The sequence below is a fragment of the Sulfuriferula thiophila genome (assembly GCF_003864975.1).
GTDB lineage: Bacteria > Pseudomonadota > Gammaproteobacteria > Burkholderiales > Sulfuriferulaceae > Sulfuriferula > Sulfuriferula thiophila.
This window is the reverse complement of sequence record NZ_BHGL01000007.1, coordinates 243,865-259,927: the sequence shown is the minus strand read 5'-3', so window position 1 is coordinate 259,927 and position 16,063 is coordinate 243,865. Positions and strand designations below refer to the sequence as shown.

20 protein-coding genes are annotated in these 16,063 nt (G+C 53.6%); 7 read left to right on the top strand and 13 right to left on the bottom strand.

Annotated features, from left to right (window positions below; translation table 11 throughout):
• Window positions 1-63: 63 nt before the first annotated feature.
• Genes EJE49_RS06025 through EJE49_RS06005 form a run of 5 tightly spaced genes read right to left on the bottom strand, consistent with a single transcriptional unit; the run spans window position 64 to window position 5,501 of the window.
• Window positions 64-1,401 (bottom strand): alkaline phosphatase D family protein, encoded by a 1,338-nt coding sequence (locus tag EJE49_RS06025; RefSeq protein ID WP_124949502.1) that lies wholly within the window; start codon window positions 1,399-1,401, stop codon window positions 64-66.
• Window positions 1,394-1,963 carry a MotA/TolQ/ExbB proton channel family protein gene (locus tag EJE49_RS06020; RefSeq protein ID WP_124949501.1) on the bottom strand — a complete coding sequence of 190 codons (570 nt, stop codon included), beginning with the start codon at window positions 1,961-1,963 and terminating at the stop codon, window positions 1,394-1,396. The genes EJE49_RS06025 and EJE49_RS06020 overlap by 8 nt, the downstream gene beginning before the upstream one ends.
• A gap of 40 nt (window positions 1,964-2,003) precedes the next feature.
• Window positions 2,004-4,334 carry a TonB-dependent receptor gene (locus tag EJE49_RS06015; RefSeq protein WP_124949500.1) on the bottom strand — a complete coding sequence of 777 codons (2,331 nt, stop codon included), beginning with the start codon at window positions 4,332-4,334 and terminating at the stop codon, window positions 2,004-2,006.
• Window positions 4,335-4,362: 28 nt separating this feature from the next.
• Window positions 4,363-5,094, bottom strand: a complete 732-nt coding sequence (locus EJE49_RS06010) for an energy transducer TonB family protein (RefSeq protein ID WP_124949499.1) — start codon at window positions 5,092-5,094, stop codon at window positions 4,363-4,365.
• Entirely contained in the window at window positions 5,094-5,501 is a 408-nt protein-coding gene (locus EJE49_RS06005) for an ExbD/TolR family protein (protein WP_124949498.1), read from the bottom strand. The genes EJE49_RS06010 and EJE49_RS06005 overlap by 1 nt, the downstream gene beginning before the upstream one ends.
• A 194-nt stretch (window positions 5,502-5,695) precedes the next feature.
• Between EJE49_RS06005 and EJE49_RS06000 the strand changes: the two genes are divergently transcribed.
• Window positions 5,696-6,229: a GNAT family N-acetyltransferase gene (locus EJE49_RS06000; RefSeq protein WP_189941725.1), complete on the top strand. Its 534-nt coding sequence runs from the start codon at window positions 5,696-5,698 to the stop codon at window positions 6,227-6,229.
• 193 nt (window positions 6,230-6,422) lie between these two features.
• Here EJE49_RS06000 and EJE49_RS05995 read toward each other — a convergent pair whose 3' ends face one another.
• A complete protein-coding gene (locus EJE49_RS05995; protein ID WP_124949496.1) occupies window positions 6,423-6,851 on the bottom strand; it encodes an EamA family transporter in 429 nt (142 codons plus the stop codon).
• A 200-nt stretch (window positions 6,852-7,051) separates the two neighbouring features.
• Between EJE49_RS05995 and EJE49_RS05990 the strand changes: the two genes are divergently transcribed.
• The 4 genes from EJE49_RS05990 to EJE49_RS05975 all read left to right on the top strand — a co-directional run bounded on the left by EJE49_RS05990 (window position 7,052) and on the right by EJE49_RS05975 (window position 8,324).
• On the top strand, window positions 7,052-7,300 hold the full coding sequence (locus EJE49_RS05990) for a type II toxin-antitoxin system CcdA family antitoxin (protein WP_223246768.1): 249 nt from the start codon (window positions 7,052-7,054) through the stop codon (window positions 7,298-7,300).
• Between the two features lie 62 nt (window positions 7,301-7,362).
• Entirely contained in the window at window positions 7,363-7,590 is a 228-nt protein-coding gene (locus EJE49_RS05985) for a CcdB family protein (RefSeq protein ID WP_124949494.1), read from the top strand.
• Window positions 7,591-7,757: 167 nt separating this feature from the next.
• Window positions 7,758-8,009, top strand: a complete 252-nt coding sequence (locus tag EJE49_RS05980; RefSeq protein WP_124949493.1) for a type II toxin-antitoxin system CcdA family antitoxin — start codon at window positions 7,758-7,760, stop codon at window positions 8,007-8,009.
• Between the two features lie 3 nt (window positions 8,010-8,012).
• Window positions 8,013-8,324: a CcdB family protein gene (locus EJE49_RS05975; protein ID WP_124949492.1), complete on the top strand. Its 312-nt coding sequence runs from the start codon at window positions 8,013-8,015 to the stop codon at window positions 8,322-8,324.
• Between the two features lie 56 nt (window positions 8,325-8,380).
• Here EJE49_RS05975 and EJE49_RS05970 read toward each other — a convergent pair whose 3' ends face one another.
• From EJE49_RS05970 to rpe, 7 genes are all read right to left on the bottom strand, one after another.
• A complete protein-coding gene (locus EJE49_RS05970) occupies window positions 8,381-9,142 on the bottom strand; it encodes a hypothetical protein (RefSeq protein ID WP_124949491.1) in 762 nt (253 codons plus the stop codon).
• 221 nt (window positions 9,143-9,363) lie between these two features.
• Window positions 9,364-10,152 carry an indole-3-glycerol phosphate synthase TrpC gene (gene trpC, locus EJE49_RS05965; protein ID WP_124949490.1) on the bottom strand — a complete coding sequence of 263 codons (789 nt, stop codon included), beginning with the start codon at window positions 10,150-10,152 and terminating at the stop codon, window positions 9,364-9,366.
• Window positions 10,145-11,167: an anthranilate phosphoribosyltransferase gene (gene trpD, locus EJE49_RS05960; RefSeq protein ID WP_124949489.1), complete on the bottom strand. Its 1,023-nt coding sequence runs from the start codon at window positions 11,165-11,167 to the stop codon at window positions 10,145-10,147. The genes trpC and trpD overlap by 8 nt, the downstream gene beginning before the upstream one ends.
• Before the next feature lie 9 nt (window positions 11,168-11,176).
• Window positions 11,177-11,746, bottom strand: a complete 570-nt coding sequence (locus EJE49_RS05955; protein WP_124949488.1) for an anthranilate synthase component II — start codon at window positions 11,744-11,746, stop codon at window positions 11,177-11,179.
• Between the two features lies 1 nt (window position 11,747).
• Entirely contained in the window at window positions 11,748-13,223 is a 1,476-nt protein-coding gene (gene trpE, locus EJE49_RS05950) for an anthranilate synthase component I (RefSeq protein WP_124949487.1), read from the bottom strand.
• A 107-nt stretch (window positions 13,224-13,330) separates the two neighbouring features.
• Window positions 13,331-14,014, bottom strand: a complete 684-nt coding sequence (locus tag EJE49_RS05945) for a phosphoglycolate phosphatase (RefSeq protein ID WP_124949486.1) — start codon at window positions 14,012-14,014, stop codon at window positions 13,331-13,333.
• A 3-nt stretch (window positions 14,015-14,017) separates the two neighbouring features.
• On the bottom strand, window positions 14,018-14,707 hold the full coding sequence (gene rpe, locus EJE49_RS05940; RefSeq protein ID WP_124949485.1) for a ribulose-phosphate 3-epimerase: 690 nt from the start codon (window positions 14,705-14,707) through the stop codon (window positions 14,018-14,020).
• A gap of 236 nt (window positions 14,708-14,943) precedes the next feature.
• Between rpe and apaG the strand changes: the two genes are divergently transcribed.
• On the top strand, window positions 14,944-15,327 hold the full coding sequence (gene apaG / locus EJE49_RS05935) for a Co2+/Mg2+ efflux facilitator ApaG/CorD (protein ID WP_124949484.1): 384 nt from the start codon (window positions 14,944-14,946) through the stop codon (window positions 15,325-15,327).
• A gap of 14 nt (window positions 15,328-15,341) precedes the next feature.
• Window positions 15,342-16,055 (top strand): energy transducer TonB, encoded by a 714-nt coding sequence (locus EJE49_RS05930; protein WP_124949483.1) that lies wholly within the window; start codon window positions 15,342-15,344, stop codon window positions 16,053-16,055.
• Window positions 16,056-16,063: the final 8 nt, after the last annotated feature.

The following is a 16,063-nucleotide window of genomic DNA, read 5'->3' as shown; positions in this document are numbered from 1 at the left end:
AGAGACGGTTCAGGGATGCGAAGCGTGTCACCGCAGCGAAGCGAGTTGCTGCGGTGGTATTCCTTATCGCACCGGTTTTGCTGTGAGTTCTTGCAATGTCAGCTGTTTTGCCCAAATTTGCTTGCCATTGACATCAAAGCTTTTGACATCCATGACGCGTGCTTTGAGCGGACCGGAGAAGCTCAGCGTGCAGTAGTTGCGTTCGCCTACCAGGGTATCGTCTACCAGTTCCGGATTGCTGCGCTCGCTGTCAACGTTGTGCGTACCCGAGGTAAACGGCGAGCAGGTCAGCTCGTACAGCGGATAGGCGTCGGCACGCGGCATGCGCATTAGTTCGGACTGATGGCGGTCACCGGACAGGAACATCACACCGTTGACGTGCGTTTGCGTCAGCCAGTCGAGGAAGTCCTTGCGTTCGGTGGTATAGGATTGCCAGCCTTCATACTTGTTTTCGTCGTTGATCATTTGCCCGCCCGCAGCAATGATCTTGAAGCTGGCGGTGGACGACAGCAGCGCGTTTTTCAGCCAGTCCATTTGCACTTTGCCGAACATGGCTTTGTCAGCAGTATCGGGCATATTCTGGTTGTCGCGGTAATAACGGTCGTCGAGCAGGAAAAAATCGACATCGTAATAGCTGACTTTGGTGAATACGCCGGGCGTGCCAGGCAAGCCGTAGCTGGGGTTTGCCCAGTAGTCCTTGAACAGTTCCAGACTTTCCTGCTTGAAGATGAAGCTTTTGTCGCTGTCATTGGGGCCGTAATCGTGGTCATCCCAGATGGCGTAGTGCTGGCCGGTCTGCAGGAGTTTCTGCAATTCGGGCAATGCGCGATCATGCTGGTAGCGTAGCGGCATGTCCAGCGGGCTGCCGTAATCCGCTTCACGGAAATACAGGTTGTCGCCCAGCCAGACAGTCAGATCCGGTTTGACTGCCGCCATGTTTTTGAGAATTTCATAGTGGCCGCCGTAGGGAGTGCCGGGGCGATCATATTGCGCCTCGTTGATGTACAGGCATGAGCCGGTCAAGGCTGTAAATGCGGGCGGATCTGCGCGCCATTGCCAGAGTGGCTGGGTATTAAAGCTGAGTTTATCGGCCACGGCCTTGTTGTCGAACATCATGCGATATTCATAGTGCTGCCCCGGCTCCAGACCCGTGACGGCGAGGTGCCCGGTGAAATGGTGCGCCGCTGTGAGCGAGGTTTTTGCAGTCTGGTGCAATTTGCCATCGGGCGTGCGGTATTCCAGCCAGGCCTGAGTGGCCGCGTCCGCTTGTACCCAGACCATCGCGCTGCGCATGCTGACGCTGCCTACCATGGGGCCGGCCTGTAGTTGTGCTGCGGCAGCAGCATTGGGCAATGTTAGCGGCAGGGTGAGAAATGCCAGCCCGATAGTAAGATTACGCATAATTGGTTTCCCGGCTATGGTGGAGTATGAGCAGCTTGAACTGATCGGCGATACGTTCAACGCGCTCCTGAAACAGATTGTAGAAAAACAGTCCGTACAAGGCTACGCCTATGCCTATGCCCAGCGCAGTAGCATACAAGGCAGTACCGATGCCGGCACTGACAGCGGATGGATCGGAAATGCCGGAATGTGCCAGCGCACCAAAGGTATCGATAATGCCGAAGATAGTACCTATCAGCCCAAGTAATGGCGCGGCAGTGACGATAGTGTCCAGTGCCCACAGATGGCGTACCAGATGGGTGCGCGCCTTGATGTAGATGGACTCGGTCAGGTCTTCCATTTCTTCCCGCGGTGTTTTTTGGCCATCGCGAACCTGGCGCACGATTTCGGCTGCGACATTGCTTCCGCCGTTCTCGGACGGTGCATGATGCAGGCGTAGCGCATGGCGCATGGTATAGATGTAAAAGATAAACCGTTCGATGGCGATGAATGTCACCAATGCCGCCAGGCCATACAGTAAATAGAAAATGAAGCTGTGCAACAGTTGGATATCAAAATGCATAGTATGTGCCGGGGGAAATCCCCCGGTCTCCTGTAAGTGGTTATTTGAAGTCAGCCGATAAAGTTATGCTGGCAAAACGGGGCGCGCCTGGCATATATGTCGGCGCAGTTCCCGTCACTGTGCTGTAGGTTTGCGCATTGGTCGTGGTGCTCTCGATCGAATTCAGATAGTGTTTATTGAACAAGTTGGCGATGTTAAAACGCAACAGCGGATTTTTCAGGAAGCTGACATCCTTGAAGTGATAGCCCATGGACAGGTCAGCTGTGATAAAGCCCGGTATTTGTTCATCATTAATCAGGCTGGAGTAGCGCATACCGGTGTAGCGGGTTTTGAAATCCGAGAAAAATCTGCCTTTGGTGTAGCTCAGACCCAGTCCGGCCAGCCAGGTGGGTGTGTCGACAAATGTCTTGCCGGATGTCGGCAATATCACCGGATTGTGTGCCGCGTCATAAGTGGCAAAATCCGAGGTCATGATTGAGCTGGTGTAGGTCAATGAGCCATACACGCTGAAACCGTTGACCGGTCGCGTACCTGTCTCCAGTTCAACACCAAAATCGCGCACATTGCCGACGTTGTAGGTGATGGATGAGCCGGTAGCGTCTTTGGAAGAGGCCTGGCGATTCTTGAAGTCGGTGTAGAACATGGTGGCGGATGACGTCAGCATGTCGCCCTGAAAGCGATAACCTACGTCAAAGTTGACAGCAGTTTCCGGTTCGAGATTTTGTGCATTACCGGATTCATATAAAGTGTAATTGGCCGGTGCCCGGAAGTTTTTGGTGATATTGGCAAAAACCAATTGTTTGGGTGATAACTGGTAAGTTGCGCCTACGCTCGGCAGCGTGGCGTCATAGGTTCGCGATGCTGTGAAATACGTGGTCAGGCCGTAACCCGCACTGGCGTAGTTGGTGCCGTCACGCACAGTGTGCGGCATGCGTAGTCCCAGCGTCAGTTTTAGTTTATCGCTCATCAGCGAGAGTGTGTCAGTGACAAACGGTTGCGTTACTGTGGTGATGGTCTTCTGGTTACGACCCTGATAGATGTTGCCGTTGCCGTCCAGCGCCAGGTAGCTTTCGCCCCAGATATCCAGCGGATTACCGTTGGCATCGACTTTGGAGAATGGTTGGGTCTGGATATGTTCAGCACGTTCGAACCAAATACCGAAAGCCAACTTGTGCATGTCATTCTGCCAGTTGAGCTTGGCTGTGGCGCCAGGGCGATTGGTTTTGGTGATGGATGAGCGGTACATCAGGATTTTGTCCAGTGTATCGCCGTCGCCGTTAAGATCCTGCACTTTGGTCACGCCGGTACCAGAAGCTTCTTGCAAGGTGGTGCCAAAGCTGCCATTGCCGTAACCGTGCCAGAAGTAGGGTTCGACATCCAGACGCCATGCATCATTTAACTGGAAATTCCCTTTGGCCGTCAACAGCGTGTTCTTGAATGGATTGACTTGCAGTTTGTAGTAGTCGGCACGCGATACGCCATTGACTGAGGTTGATTCATTTTGCGCAGTGCCGTTTACTGCGGTTAGGCGTCCCGGAAAGGTAGTGGCATAATCGTAGAAATAATTCTGGGTTTGATAGTCGGTAAGGGTTTCTCTCTTGAAGAAATTATTGACCGCATTGTTGTACATCAGCCCGAAAGATACCTGGCTCGCGTCACCGATTTTGGTGACCACTTTAGCATCGATATGCGCGCGATCGGCATTGCCGCCACCGCGCCATTTATCCGCGCCGGCCTGAGAGAACGACAGGAATGCCTTGGTCGCGCCATTGGCGAACATGCCTGTGTCAAGGCGGACAAAACTCTTGTACATGCGCAGATCGCCAGCGGTTTGTTCGGCCATCACGCGAGCAAAATCAGTCGGGTTGGTCGATACGATACCTATATTTCCGCCTGATGCTCCGATGTGTGGCGCATCGGTATCAGTTGAACCCTGAGTGACGAATATTTGGTCCAGGTTTTCCGTATCCACATATTCCTGCGGATAGACTGCAAAGTTGCCCGAGTCGTTTACCGGTGCGCCATCAATGGTAAAACCGATCTGACTGCTGTTAAATCCACGGATCGTCAGGTTGCCGCCAAACAGGCCGGTAGCATCTTGCGAAGACGCGTTCACACCGGGCAGCATGCTGATGTTCTGATAAGGGCTGGCAGTTGGCAGTTGTTTCTCCAGGTAGCTTTTGCTCACTTCGCTGCGTGCTTTACTTGATTCTTCCGGCACGATCAATCCGGAGCCGTAGCTGGTATCTCCTTGTACGTCGATTTGACCAACATTGCTGGTGTTTTCATCAGCATGAGTAGTGCTCGTCCAGATGACACCGGAACCGAGCAGGCCGGTGATGAGAACCGGAATGATCTTGCGCTTGAACATTTATTTCTCCCTGATTGATGAAAGTAAATTAATTTGCTGGCGTGTAATTAATATCAACAGTAAATCGGTGGCTGTTTCCACCCGGCCAGACATCAGCCGGAAAATTCGGGTATTCGCCACGGCGTACGGTAGAGAGTGCGGCGTGGTCAAGCAGCATGGAGTGCGAGCTCTGTTCTATACCGGAGTCCAGCAGATGCCCGTTGCGATCCAGTTCCAGCCAGATTCGCACCATGCCGGCCGGGCGCATCAGGCTGGCCTCGCGGCCGGTAGGGTAGCGTTTGCTGCTGTCGATATAGGCGCGCAATTTGGCTATATAACCCGCTTCCAGATCGGCGCTGATTGGAACTGGTGGTGGCGGCGGTGTTTCTGCAACGCGCTTGGCTGGTTGTGGGGGCGCGAGTTGTGGTGCTGTGGCGGCATTGCTGACGGCGGGAGCGGTTGACGTCGCTGCTGGTGCTGCTACCGCTACCGCGACGGGCGCTGTAACTGCTGGGGCTGGCGATGGAACGGATACCGCTTTGTGTATTGCCGGTTTAGCCGGCTCGCGTTGCGGCAGTGTTGCGGGCCGTGGTTGCGGCGGTACTACCACTGGTACGGTCGGTGTGAGTTCAATCATGCGCAGTTGCATGGGAGGCTTTGGTTTAGGCAGCGATTTCAATGGTGCAACCTGGCTGCTCCAGAACACTGCCAGTGCAATGATAATTAGGCTGGGCGCGCTGGCCAGCCAGGAACGTAATTGGTAAATTGGGTCGAGTAGCATCAGCGTTGCTTCGCAGCGATGGACAGCGATTCGAAGCCGTGTGTTTTGAGCGCGTCCATCACGTTGACCAGCGCTTGCAGGCTGGCGGCTTTATCGCCATTAATAATGATATTGAGCTTGGTGTGCGTGTTACCCAGCGCATTCAGTGCAGCGGGTAGGGTTTCAAGCGTGACCGGTTTGCCTTCAAGCTGCAGCGTGTTGTCGCCCACCAGTGTAATCACCACATTACGTACTGACTGTATTGGTTCGGTATGACCCGACTGTGGTAGTTGCATCTTCAAACCTTGTGCCGGAATGACGTTCAGGCTGATCAGCACAAAGAACACCAGCAGGAACATCATGACGTCTATCATCGGTATGATTTCGATACGGGCCTTGTTGCGAGGGGTATCTTGCCAGCGGCGCATGGTAAGTAACTTGTAAGGTTAAAAATTAGAATATTAGTAGATAATTATTGCCATCGGATTGCCTTGGCGTGAATTTTTGTTAAAAGTAACGTATTGTTTTGTATTGATATTTTAATATTTTTTGTGGTTTTCCGTCACTGCTTTGTCATGTTACAGTTTTAACATTCGGATATTTATGTCGAATGAATGTGGCCATGAATTCCTGTCCTGAGTTGAATACGCAGCGCTTGCTGTTGCGCCCATTCATGTTGAGTGATGCAGGTGATGTGCAACGCCTAGCCGGTGATTGCAGGATTGCTGATATGACTCAAAATGTGCCTCATCCCTACGAAGACGGCGCTGCAGAATGCTGGATTTCCGGCCATGCATTGCAATTTGCAACAGGGAATTCGGTTACGTTCGCTATTGTGCTGCAAGCGTCAGGTGAGCTTGTCGGCTGTATAGGACTGCGGATTAAGCGTGATTTTGATAATGCTGAGTTGGGTTACTGGATAGGTTGTCCCTATTGGGGACAAGGCTACTGCACCGAGGCTGGAGAGGCAGTAATCGAATATGCGTTTACCGAGCTTGGGATGAACCGCATACATGCCACCCACTTCAGCAGGAATCAAGCTTCAGGTCGTGTCATGGAGAAGCTTGGTATGCAAATGGAAGGGATGCTGCGGCAGCATGTGAAAAAATGTGGGCAGTACGAAGATGTTGTTGTTCGTGGCCTGTTAAGAGGTTAATGGTTGGGTTGGGAAGACGAGCGGCTCAGGTTAGCATCACTGAATCATGGTGTTTGGGGTGTATCAGTTTCCTGGAGTGCGGGGATTTGATAAGTATCGTTATGCTCCTAGATTCAAGTTCCTGAACTACATGAATGCAAGACCGAGGGCTCAATGAGTTGAATATGCTCCGGTAGCTATTTGCAGTCGCAGTTCACTTGAACATGAGCAACCCGACACCGAAGACGATCGTGGCGGTGCCCATGGCTTGAATGCCGGTAAGTTGCTCATTCAGAAACAAGTAGGCAAGCAGGGCGGCTACCAGTGGATAGGCCCCGGTTATGGCCAGTACCAGCCCGGAGCTAAGACCCGGGAATGTCATGGCTTTTACCAATAAGATGTTGCCTATGGCGCCACTTAAGGCGGCGAGAACCAGCCAGGGAATATTTGCACTGACTTTATCTACAGGAAACGGTTCTGAGCGGACCATGGCAATTGATGCAGAGATGATTGCGCCAAGCAGCATTACCAGTGTGACTACCCATTCCCCCTGGATGCCTTTGATGGACAGTAGCTTGTAGGAAAATCCCCACGCACCATAGAGCAACAGCGCCAGCAGGGTTAATACAAATCCTTGAGTCATTTTTAATCCATATCTAATTTAAAAACTTATTTGAGCACAAGCGCTTTACGAGACCCGATTTGCGGCAGCATATCAAGAATAGGTGCAATTAACGAACAATATGCTATTTAGTATCCGGTGTTTTCCTCCATGATTTTTATACTTGACATCAGAGTTTATGCGCGTAATTTATGTGCATAAACTATGCTAAGGATATAGTCATGGGCAATACACTTTATAATCCGGCTGCGCCCAAGAAATTAGCCAATCTCAGCATCAATGCTGATTTATTGCAGCATGCCAAGCAACTGAATATCAACCTCTCGCAAACCCTGGAGTTGCATCTGGCCGAAATCGTGCGGCAAGCGCAGCACAGCCGGTGGCTGGCAGAAAATCAGAATGCGCTGGAGGATTATAACCGGCGTATTGAAACGTATGGCACCTTCAGCGACAGTATGCGGCGGTTCTGATGGCGCATATCTACCGTAATTCGAATCAGGATACCTGCAAGGTGATTCCTTAACAGCTCGACGTGCAGGCCGAGTTGCTGTACAGGCTGGCGACACGGGGTGCGGAAGAAATGAGCATGGCAGCAAAGGTGCTTAATCCCCAATTTACCGTCAATGGCACGTTAGTCGTGATGTCCACAGTCGAACTGGCGGGTGTAGCGAAGCGTTCGCTGGGGGATAAAGTTACTTCGCTGCAGAATCAACGCGATGAAATTATTGCCGCACTGGATTTGCTGTTTACCGGGATTTGAGGGGGCATCGTCAAGCTCTACCTAACCTGCGTCAATCCTCAGGTTGGTTGGAGATGGGTTAATGTAAGCCCGGCTACGTAGTTCCCTACCCGGTTCTGTGAACTGGTTTGACATGGTTGCAAAGATGCGTATGATTATACGCATCTTGTTATCAGAGTTGATGCACTATGCAAACCTATTACGACTCGACCGCTAAAAAAGGCCGCCTGTCATTGTCGATCAATCAGGATCTGCTGGATCGCCTCGAACCTTACAAGCAGCAAGTTAATTTTTCAGCGCACGCTGAGCAATTGCTTGCCGGAATACTCGAGGAACTGGAGAACCGCGCTTGGGTAGAACGCAACGCGGTAGCGTTGGCTGCACATGGAATGGATATATCCAGTACCGGGTTGGCAGGTGCCGAGTTTGACCGGATCTAAGCCTTGGCGCAATTTGACATCTATCCCAATCCGGGCGCCATGAAGCTAGAGATACCATATCTCGTCTCTGTTCAGAACGACCATATCACGAGTAAAACTGGTGCAACTGTCGTCATTCCGTTACGCGCTAATGCTCAGCCTGTCGAGATCTTGGCTCCGCTGATTGAAGTTGCTGGACAAGGGCAGTTTGTATTATCCACCGACGAAATTTTCGCGATTGATACCGCAAGACTCAAGGCCCCTTGTGCCGTCCTGAGTAGAATTGATCGTGCCAAAATAAAACCTGCAGTAGACAAAGTAATTGGCGAATACTGATTAGGCCTGACCCTATGCTTCTGCGGCTTTTCGCGCAGGTCCGGTGGAATGAGTGGTTAGCCATTATGCTGAGAGAGAGGAACAAATACGCCAGCATGTTTATCGACGTTGTAGGAAACACCGCCCCCGAACTTGTAGTCTTCGATGTGTGCTCGGAGTTCGGCAGAGTCTGATTCGTAGAGCGTGAATCGGTACTTTCTGCTAAACGATGCCGATCCGGGTTCTGCTTCAACAATCAATTCGGCGACGTACTCTCCCGGTTGCCATATGAATAGCTGGTCAAACAGTTTCATAAACGGTGCAACCAGATCAGGTTCAGCAACAACTGCACTTTTGTCATCTTCGGCTCTCGCGTCGAGCTTTCGACGAATGTCTGCACCGAGCTTGGATTCGGACTCTCGATAAAGCTTCTCTGTCGCGCGGTCGAAAAAATTGAGGAAATTCGTTCCGTGTGCCCAAGTGTCGCCAGGTTTCAGTGTGAATGGGACAAAGAGAACAGAGGATTGCGAGGATGGGCTCTCAAAGTAGTTCTGTGCGGGAAGATTGGCTAATGGGCTGTTGTCACGAGCGAGAACAATTCTAAGAGAGCGAATGCGCAGTTCTCTACCACCAGTATTGCGAACGCTCACGAACATGCCGACATTTGGGTTACCGACTTTGTGGGTTACTTGAATTCGACTATGGACTTCGACTTCAAGGCGACGGGGGCGGAACCAAAGAACTACGGGCGGTAGTTGCGATAGAACAAGCGCGAGGCCCGCAACCACCGCAGCCCAGAACTGCCAGTCGAGGTACAGCGGTGTTGGAGTCGGCGGCATAGAGTCTCCGTTGATGGCTAACGTTTAATAGGCACCGAAATCGGTGCCTATTTCATGTAACAAATCGATGTATAACATAAGTGTATTTATCCTATATATTGTTGATATGTAATATAAAGTATGTTGTTGATGCCTTCAATCACACCGATTTCAAGAAAAACAACTACACCCGCTACCAACACGTCAACCGGCAACAAGTCTATCAGAATATCCAGCCCATCTCACCCAAACAACCGTGCCAGCTCCATCCCCGGATCATCCGCGCGCATAAACGCCTCGCCCACCAGAAACCCATGCACATGATGCGCCTGCATCAGTTCGACGTCGGCACGGCTGTGGATGCCGCTTTCGGTGATGACGATGCGGCTGTCATCGACTTTGTTCAGCAGTTGCAGCGTGGTGTCGAGGCTGGTTTCGAAGGTGCGCAGGTTGCGGTTGTTGATGCCTTGCAGCGGGGTGTTGAGGTGCAGGGCGATGTCGAGTTCGGTGCTGCTGTGTGATTCGACGAGGACGGCCATGCCCAGTTCGGTGGCAATGGCTTCCAGTTCCTGCATTTGCGTCAGGCTGAGCGCGGCGACGATGAGCAGGATGCAGTCGGCTCCCATGGCTCTGGCTTCATATACCTGATACGGGTCGACCATGAAATCCTTGCGCAATACCGGCAGCTCGCAGGCGGAACGGGCGGCAATTAGAAACTCTGCGCTGCCTTGGAAATAGTCGCGGTCGGTGAGCACTGACAGACACGCTGCACCATGCTGGGCGTAGGTTCTGGCAATTTCAGCCGGCTGAAAATCGGCGCGGAGCAGGCCTTTGGAGGGGCTGGCGCGTTTGATTTCAGCAATGACGGCAGGGCGCTGTTGTTCTACGCGCTGGCGAATGGCGCCGACAAAATCGCGCGGGGCTGGCATCGCGAGTGCACGTGCCTTGATTTCGTCTAACGATATCTGGCTTTGCGCGGCAGCGACTTCACGTTGTTTGGTTGCGAGGATACGATCGAGGATGTCAGACATGTTGGCTGTATTGGATTAATTGTTCGAGCTTGCGGTGTGCGGCGCCGGAGGTGATTTGCTGCATCGCCAGGGTAACGCCTGCTGCGAGACTGTCGCTGATGTCGGCTACGTAAATAGCGGCGCCGGCGTTGAGGGCGACGATGTCGCTGGCAGCCCGATGCTGGTTGGTGAGGGCGCTGATCAGCATGTTTTTGGCTGAAGCTGCGCTATCCACCATCAGGCTGCTGTTGTCAGCGCGGGCAAAACCGAATTGTTCCGGTGTGATTTCGTATTCAGTGACCTGGCCGTGGTTGAGTTCGGCGACGTAGCTGACGCCGCTCAGGCTGAGTTCATCCATGCCGTCTGCGGCGTGAACTACCATGACATGTTCGCTGCCCAGAGTATGCAGCACTTGCGCCAGTTTGCCGGTAAGTTCGCGGGCATACACGCCCATGACTTGGTTTGGCGCGCTGGCGGGGTTGGTCATCGGTCCGAGCAGGTTGAACAGTGTGCGCACACCCAGTTCGCGGCGTACTGGTGCGGCATGTTTCATCGCGCTGTGGTGATTGGGTGCGAACATGAAGCCGATGCCGACTTGTTGCACGCACTGCGCGACCTGTTCCGGTGTGAGGTTGACGTTGACGCCCAGCGCTTCGAGCACGTCGGCACTGCCTGAGGTGGACGATACCGAGCGGCCACCGTGTTTGGCAACCTTGGCGCCGGCGGCAGCTGCGACGAATGCCGAGGCGGTGGAAATGTTGAAGGTATGGGCGCCATCGCCGCCGGTGCCGCAGGTGTCGACCAGATTTGCGACGCCGGCTAACGGTACTTTGATCGACAGCGCACGCATGACTTCTGCGGCGGCGGCGAGTTCGGTGATGGTTTCGCCCTTGCAGCGCAAGGCGACAAGGAAAGCGGCGATCAGCGTGGGCGGCAGTTCGCCACCCATCACCGCGTGCATCAGCGCGAGCATTTGCTCGCGGCTGAGGTCCTGCCGCTCCAGCAATTGATTGAGCAGTTGAGGTGCGTTAATCATGAGCCCGCCTTACGCTTTGACTTTGAGGAAGTTGGCCAGCATTTCGTGGCCATATTCGGTGAGGATGGACTCAGGGTGGAATTGCACGCCTTCGATCGGCAGGGTCTTGTGGCGTACGCCCATGATTTCGCCATCGTCCGTCCATGCGGTAATTTCCAGACAATCCGGCAGGGATTCGCGCTCGATGACCAGCGAGTGGTAACGGGTGGCGCGCAGCGGATTGGGCAGGCCGGCAAACACGCCGCTGTCCTTGTGGTGAATCATCGAGGTTTTGCCGTGCATCAATTGCTGCGCCCGAATAATCTTGCCACCAAAAGCCTGACCGATGCTCTGGTGACCGAGGCATACGCCGAGGATAGGCACTTGACCAGCAAAAGCCTTGATTACCGGCACGGAAATGCCAGCTTCATTTGGCGTGCATGGTCCGGGCGAAATGACGATGTGGTCGGGCTTGAGTGCGGTGATGGCATCCAGGTCGATTTCATCATTGCGGTACACTTGCACTTCTTCACCCAGCTCGCCGAAATACTGCACGAGGTTGTAGGTGAACGAATCGTAATTGTCTATCATTAATAACATATTATTCCCCTGCCCCTTCCAGACCTGCTTGTGCAAGTTCTGCTGCACGGATCACGGCGCGGGCTTTGTTCTGGGTTTCTATCCATTCGCTCTCGGGAACGGAATCAGCGACGATGCCGGCACCGGCCTGGACGTAGAGCATGTTGTCCTTGATCACGGCGGTACGGATGGCGATGGCCAGATCCATAGCGCCGTTAAAACTTAAATAACCGACTGCACCGGCATAGATGCCGCGTTTGCTCGGCTCCAGTTCGTCGATGATTTCCATCGCCCGCACTTTGGGCGCGCCGGATACCGTGCCTGCCGGGAAGGTGGCGCGCAGTACATCCATCGCACTCAGGCCGGGTTTAAGTTTGCCTTCGACGTTGGAGACGATATGCATGACGTGCGAGTAGCGCTCGATCTGCATGTTTTCGGTGACTTTGACGCTACCAGTGACAGCGACGCGGCCGGCATCATTGCGGCCGAGGTCGAGCAGTTGCAGGTGCTCGGAGCATTCTTTGGGGTCGGCCAGCAATTCGGTTGCCAGTGCTGCGTCGGATTCGCGGTTGGAACCGCGCGGACGGGTACCGGCAATCGGGCGCACGGTGACCGTGTCGTCTTCCAGGCGTACCAGGATTTCCGGCGAGGCACCGACCACATGGAAGCTGCCCATGTCGTAATAGAACATGTACGGCGATGGGTTGAGGCTGCGTAGCGCACGGTACAGTGTCAGCGGGCTGGCGTTGAACGGGCGCGACATGCGCTGGCTCAGTACCACCTGCATGATGTCGCCAGCCAGGATGTACTCCTGTGCACGTTTGACTGCGGCTTTGAATGCGTCTTCGCCGAACTCGGATACGACTTCGGCAGGCGCAATGGCTTCGGTGTGTGGCGCTGCAAGCGGTGCGCGTAACTGTTCGGTGAGCTCGTTGAGGCGCACATAACCTTTGCTGTAGGCATCCGGTTCCAGCGGGTCGACATAGACGATCAGCGTCAGCGAGCTGCTCAGGTTATCGACAACGACCAGCTCGTCGGTGAGCAAAAGCAGGCTGTCCGGCGTGTGCAGGGTGTCGTTCTTGTGTGTGTGGGCGAGGCGCTTTTCAATATAGCGTACGGTGTCGTAGCCGAAATAACCGGCGAGTCCGCCGGCAAAGCGCGGTAGCCCGGGTAAATCAGCCGCACGATAGCGTTGCAGCACCGATTCAATGAAGCCTAGCGGGTCGGCGCTGTCGTGCTGCTCGACTTTGACGCCATCAGTTTCGATGGTGACGACATGCCCGTGCACGCGCAGTACGGTACGGGCAGGCAAGCCGATGAAAGAGTAGCGGCCGAATTGTTCACCGCCGACGACGGATTCCAGCAAATACGAATAAGGGGCGTTGGCGAGTTTCAGATAGACCGCTAACGGTGTATCCAGATCTGCCGGTAATTCCCGGGTGAGCGGGATGCGATTGTAGCCCTGGCGGGCAAGTTCAAAGAATTGCTGTTCAGTCATGATGCATTTACCTTTATACGATGAGAATGATGGAGACAGTGCTTGTTAGCTGTGCCATCGCCACCATCGTGCTGATAATTTCATCGGGAAGGTAAATGCAAACATGATTAATTGGCCTTGGTGACTAATTTGGCTGCATCCAGCAGCGTCGGTGTAACCGCATCCAGATCCAGCTCGCTGACCGGGCGGCCGCGGTTGTAGCCATACGGTACGCAGAATATATGGCAGCCGGCGGCACGTGCAGCCTGGGTATCATTCAGCGAATCGCCGATCAGCAGCAATTCTGCCGGTTCGATACCGAAGTGCTTGCATGCATGCAGCAGCGGCATCGGGTCTGGCTTGCGTTTAGGCAAGGAGTCACCGGACAGCACCAGCTCGAAGTAATCCAGCAGGCCGGTATCACGTAACAGAGGGACGGTGTACTTTTCGGCTTTGTTGGTGATACAGGCAACATGCACGCCCATCGCACGGAATGCATCCAGACCGGCAACCACGCCGTCGAACGGACGTGAATACTTGGAGACGTTTGCGCCGTAGTGCTTTTCGTAGAGCGGGAACGCACGGGCAAACAGTTCTGCATCCGGCTCTGCGTCCATGTCGCCGGTCAAAACACGTTTCGCCAGACGCGACACGCCATTGCCGATGTAGGTTTTGATGGTGTCCAGTGGTGGTGCTTGCAGGCCCAGCTCGGCCATCATCAGCTCGGCAGCGTAGGCGAGGTCGGGTGCGGTGTTGAGCAATGTGCCGTCGAGGTCAATTACTACTGCTTTAATTTTAATCGGAAAATCCATCGTTTATGCTACCTTTGCCAGTTCTGCACGCATGGCGGCAACAACGCTGTCATAGCGGTTAGGGTCGGTGTCTTTGCCTGCGCCGTAAATGGCGGAGCCGGCAACGAATACGTCTGCACCGGCGCGGGCGACTTCAGCGATGTTGTCGACTTTTACGCCGCCGTCAACTTCCAGCCAGATATCGCGACCCGATGCGTCAATGCGCTGGCGTACTGCGCGAATCTTGTTCAGTGTTTCAGGGATGAATTTCTGACCGCCGAAGCCTGGGTTAACCGACATCAGCAGGATCATGTCGAGCTTGTCCATGACGTGGTCGAGGAAATGCAGTGATGTGCCTGGATTGAAGACCAGACCGGCTTTGCATCCGCATTCCTTGATCAGTGCCAGAGTGCGGTCGATGTGCTCGGACGCTTCCGGGTGAAATGTAATCATGTTCGCCCCAGCCTTGGCAAAATCAGGGATAATGCGATCCACTGGCTTGACCATCAAGTGCACATCGATTATTGCATCAGTTACCGGACGTAGCGATTCGCATACCAGCGGTCCTATGGTTAAATTAGGAACGTAATGGTTGTCCATCACGTCAAAGTGAATAATGTCTGTGCCCGAAGCGATTACGTCGGTAACTTCTTGCCCTAATTTGGCGAAGTTTGCAGATAATATGCTTGGTGCGATACGGAATTGTTTGGACACGATGGCTCCTTGATAACGCGCTAGATATGAAAGTATACGATTTTACCTGTAATTGTGACCTAGTAACAGCAGGAGTTTAGGTGCTTCTCAAAATCGATTTGTTGGGATGCAGTGCAAGGCGCGCGGAGCGGAACGACAAGACATATCAAGTAGATAGGCGAGGAGTGAGCACCGCGTAACGCCGCATTGCGCCCAACAAAACGATTTTGAGAAATACCATTTTTTGAAAGATACCTATGGCTGACATTAGAAAGAACCACATTACTATCGCTGTGCAAACTGCATTTCTGCCAGATCAGTCTGATGTTGAAGAAGAGCGTTATGTGTTTGCCTATACCGTTACCATAACCAATACCGGTACGATCCCGGCGCAACTGGTATCGCGGCACTGGATCATTACCGATGCCGACGAGCATGTGCAGGAGGTGCGTGGCCTGGGGGTCGTAGGAGAGCAGCCATTGCTGAAGCCGGGCGAGTCGTTCGAATATACCAGTGGTACCGCATTGAATACACCGGTCGGTACCATGCAGGGCAGTTATCAGATGATTGCCGAAGACGGCGAGCATTTTGATGCCGAGATTGCGCCATTTGTATTGGCTATGCCCCGGACTTTGCATTGATCGCGTGATTTGCCATGTCAGATCAGGCTGCGTTGCATGAACCCGAACTGAGTCCGGCTGCCCGCCGGGTGCTGGCAGCGCTGCTGTTTTCGTTGGGCTTGCACGCTGCCTTTATCGGTCTGGTGCGGCTGGCACCGTCGGTGCCACAGGTATCAAGCCTGCCAAATATTTTGCAGGTCGAGTTGTCGCAACGGCCGCAGCCTGTGGTTGCAACTCATCCCAAGCCTGTGGTGGGCGATGTGGCGGTAATGACGGCGATTACCCCCAGCGCCCTGCCAATTAAAATGTTGCCGCCCAAGCCGGATACTTCGGTTATGTCGGCGCAGCCTGCTGTTTCGCCTTCTGAGCCGGTATCGCCCATTACTGTACAGCCGTTGACACCTCCAGTTAAATCCGGTTTGCCTACCGTGAATGTGCCGTTGCTGGTTGATAACACTTATTACACTGCAAAAGAAGTCGATGTGCATCCGCGGGCATTGCGGCCCATTACGCCGGTTTATCCCGCAGCGGCCGCTGACAGTAACATTCAGGGCTGGGTGCTACTCAAAATCAAGCTAAGCGATACTGGCAAGGTCGAACAAGTCACGGTCGGCGACTCCAGTCCGCCAGACGTGTTTGATCAGGCCGCGCTGGACGCTTTTACCAAAGCCGGTTTCGCCCCGGCGCAAAAAGCCGGTCGTGCGGTTAAGTCGCTGGTGGAGATTAAAGTCTGGTTTAATCTTAATTGAGGTAAAAT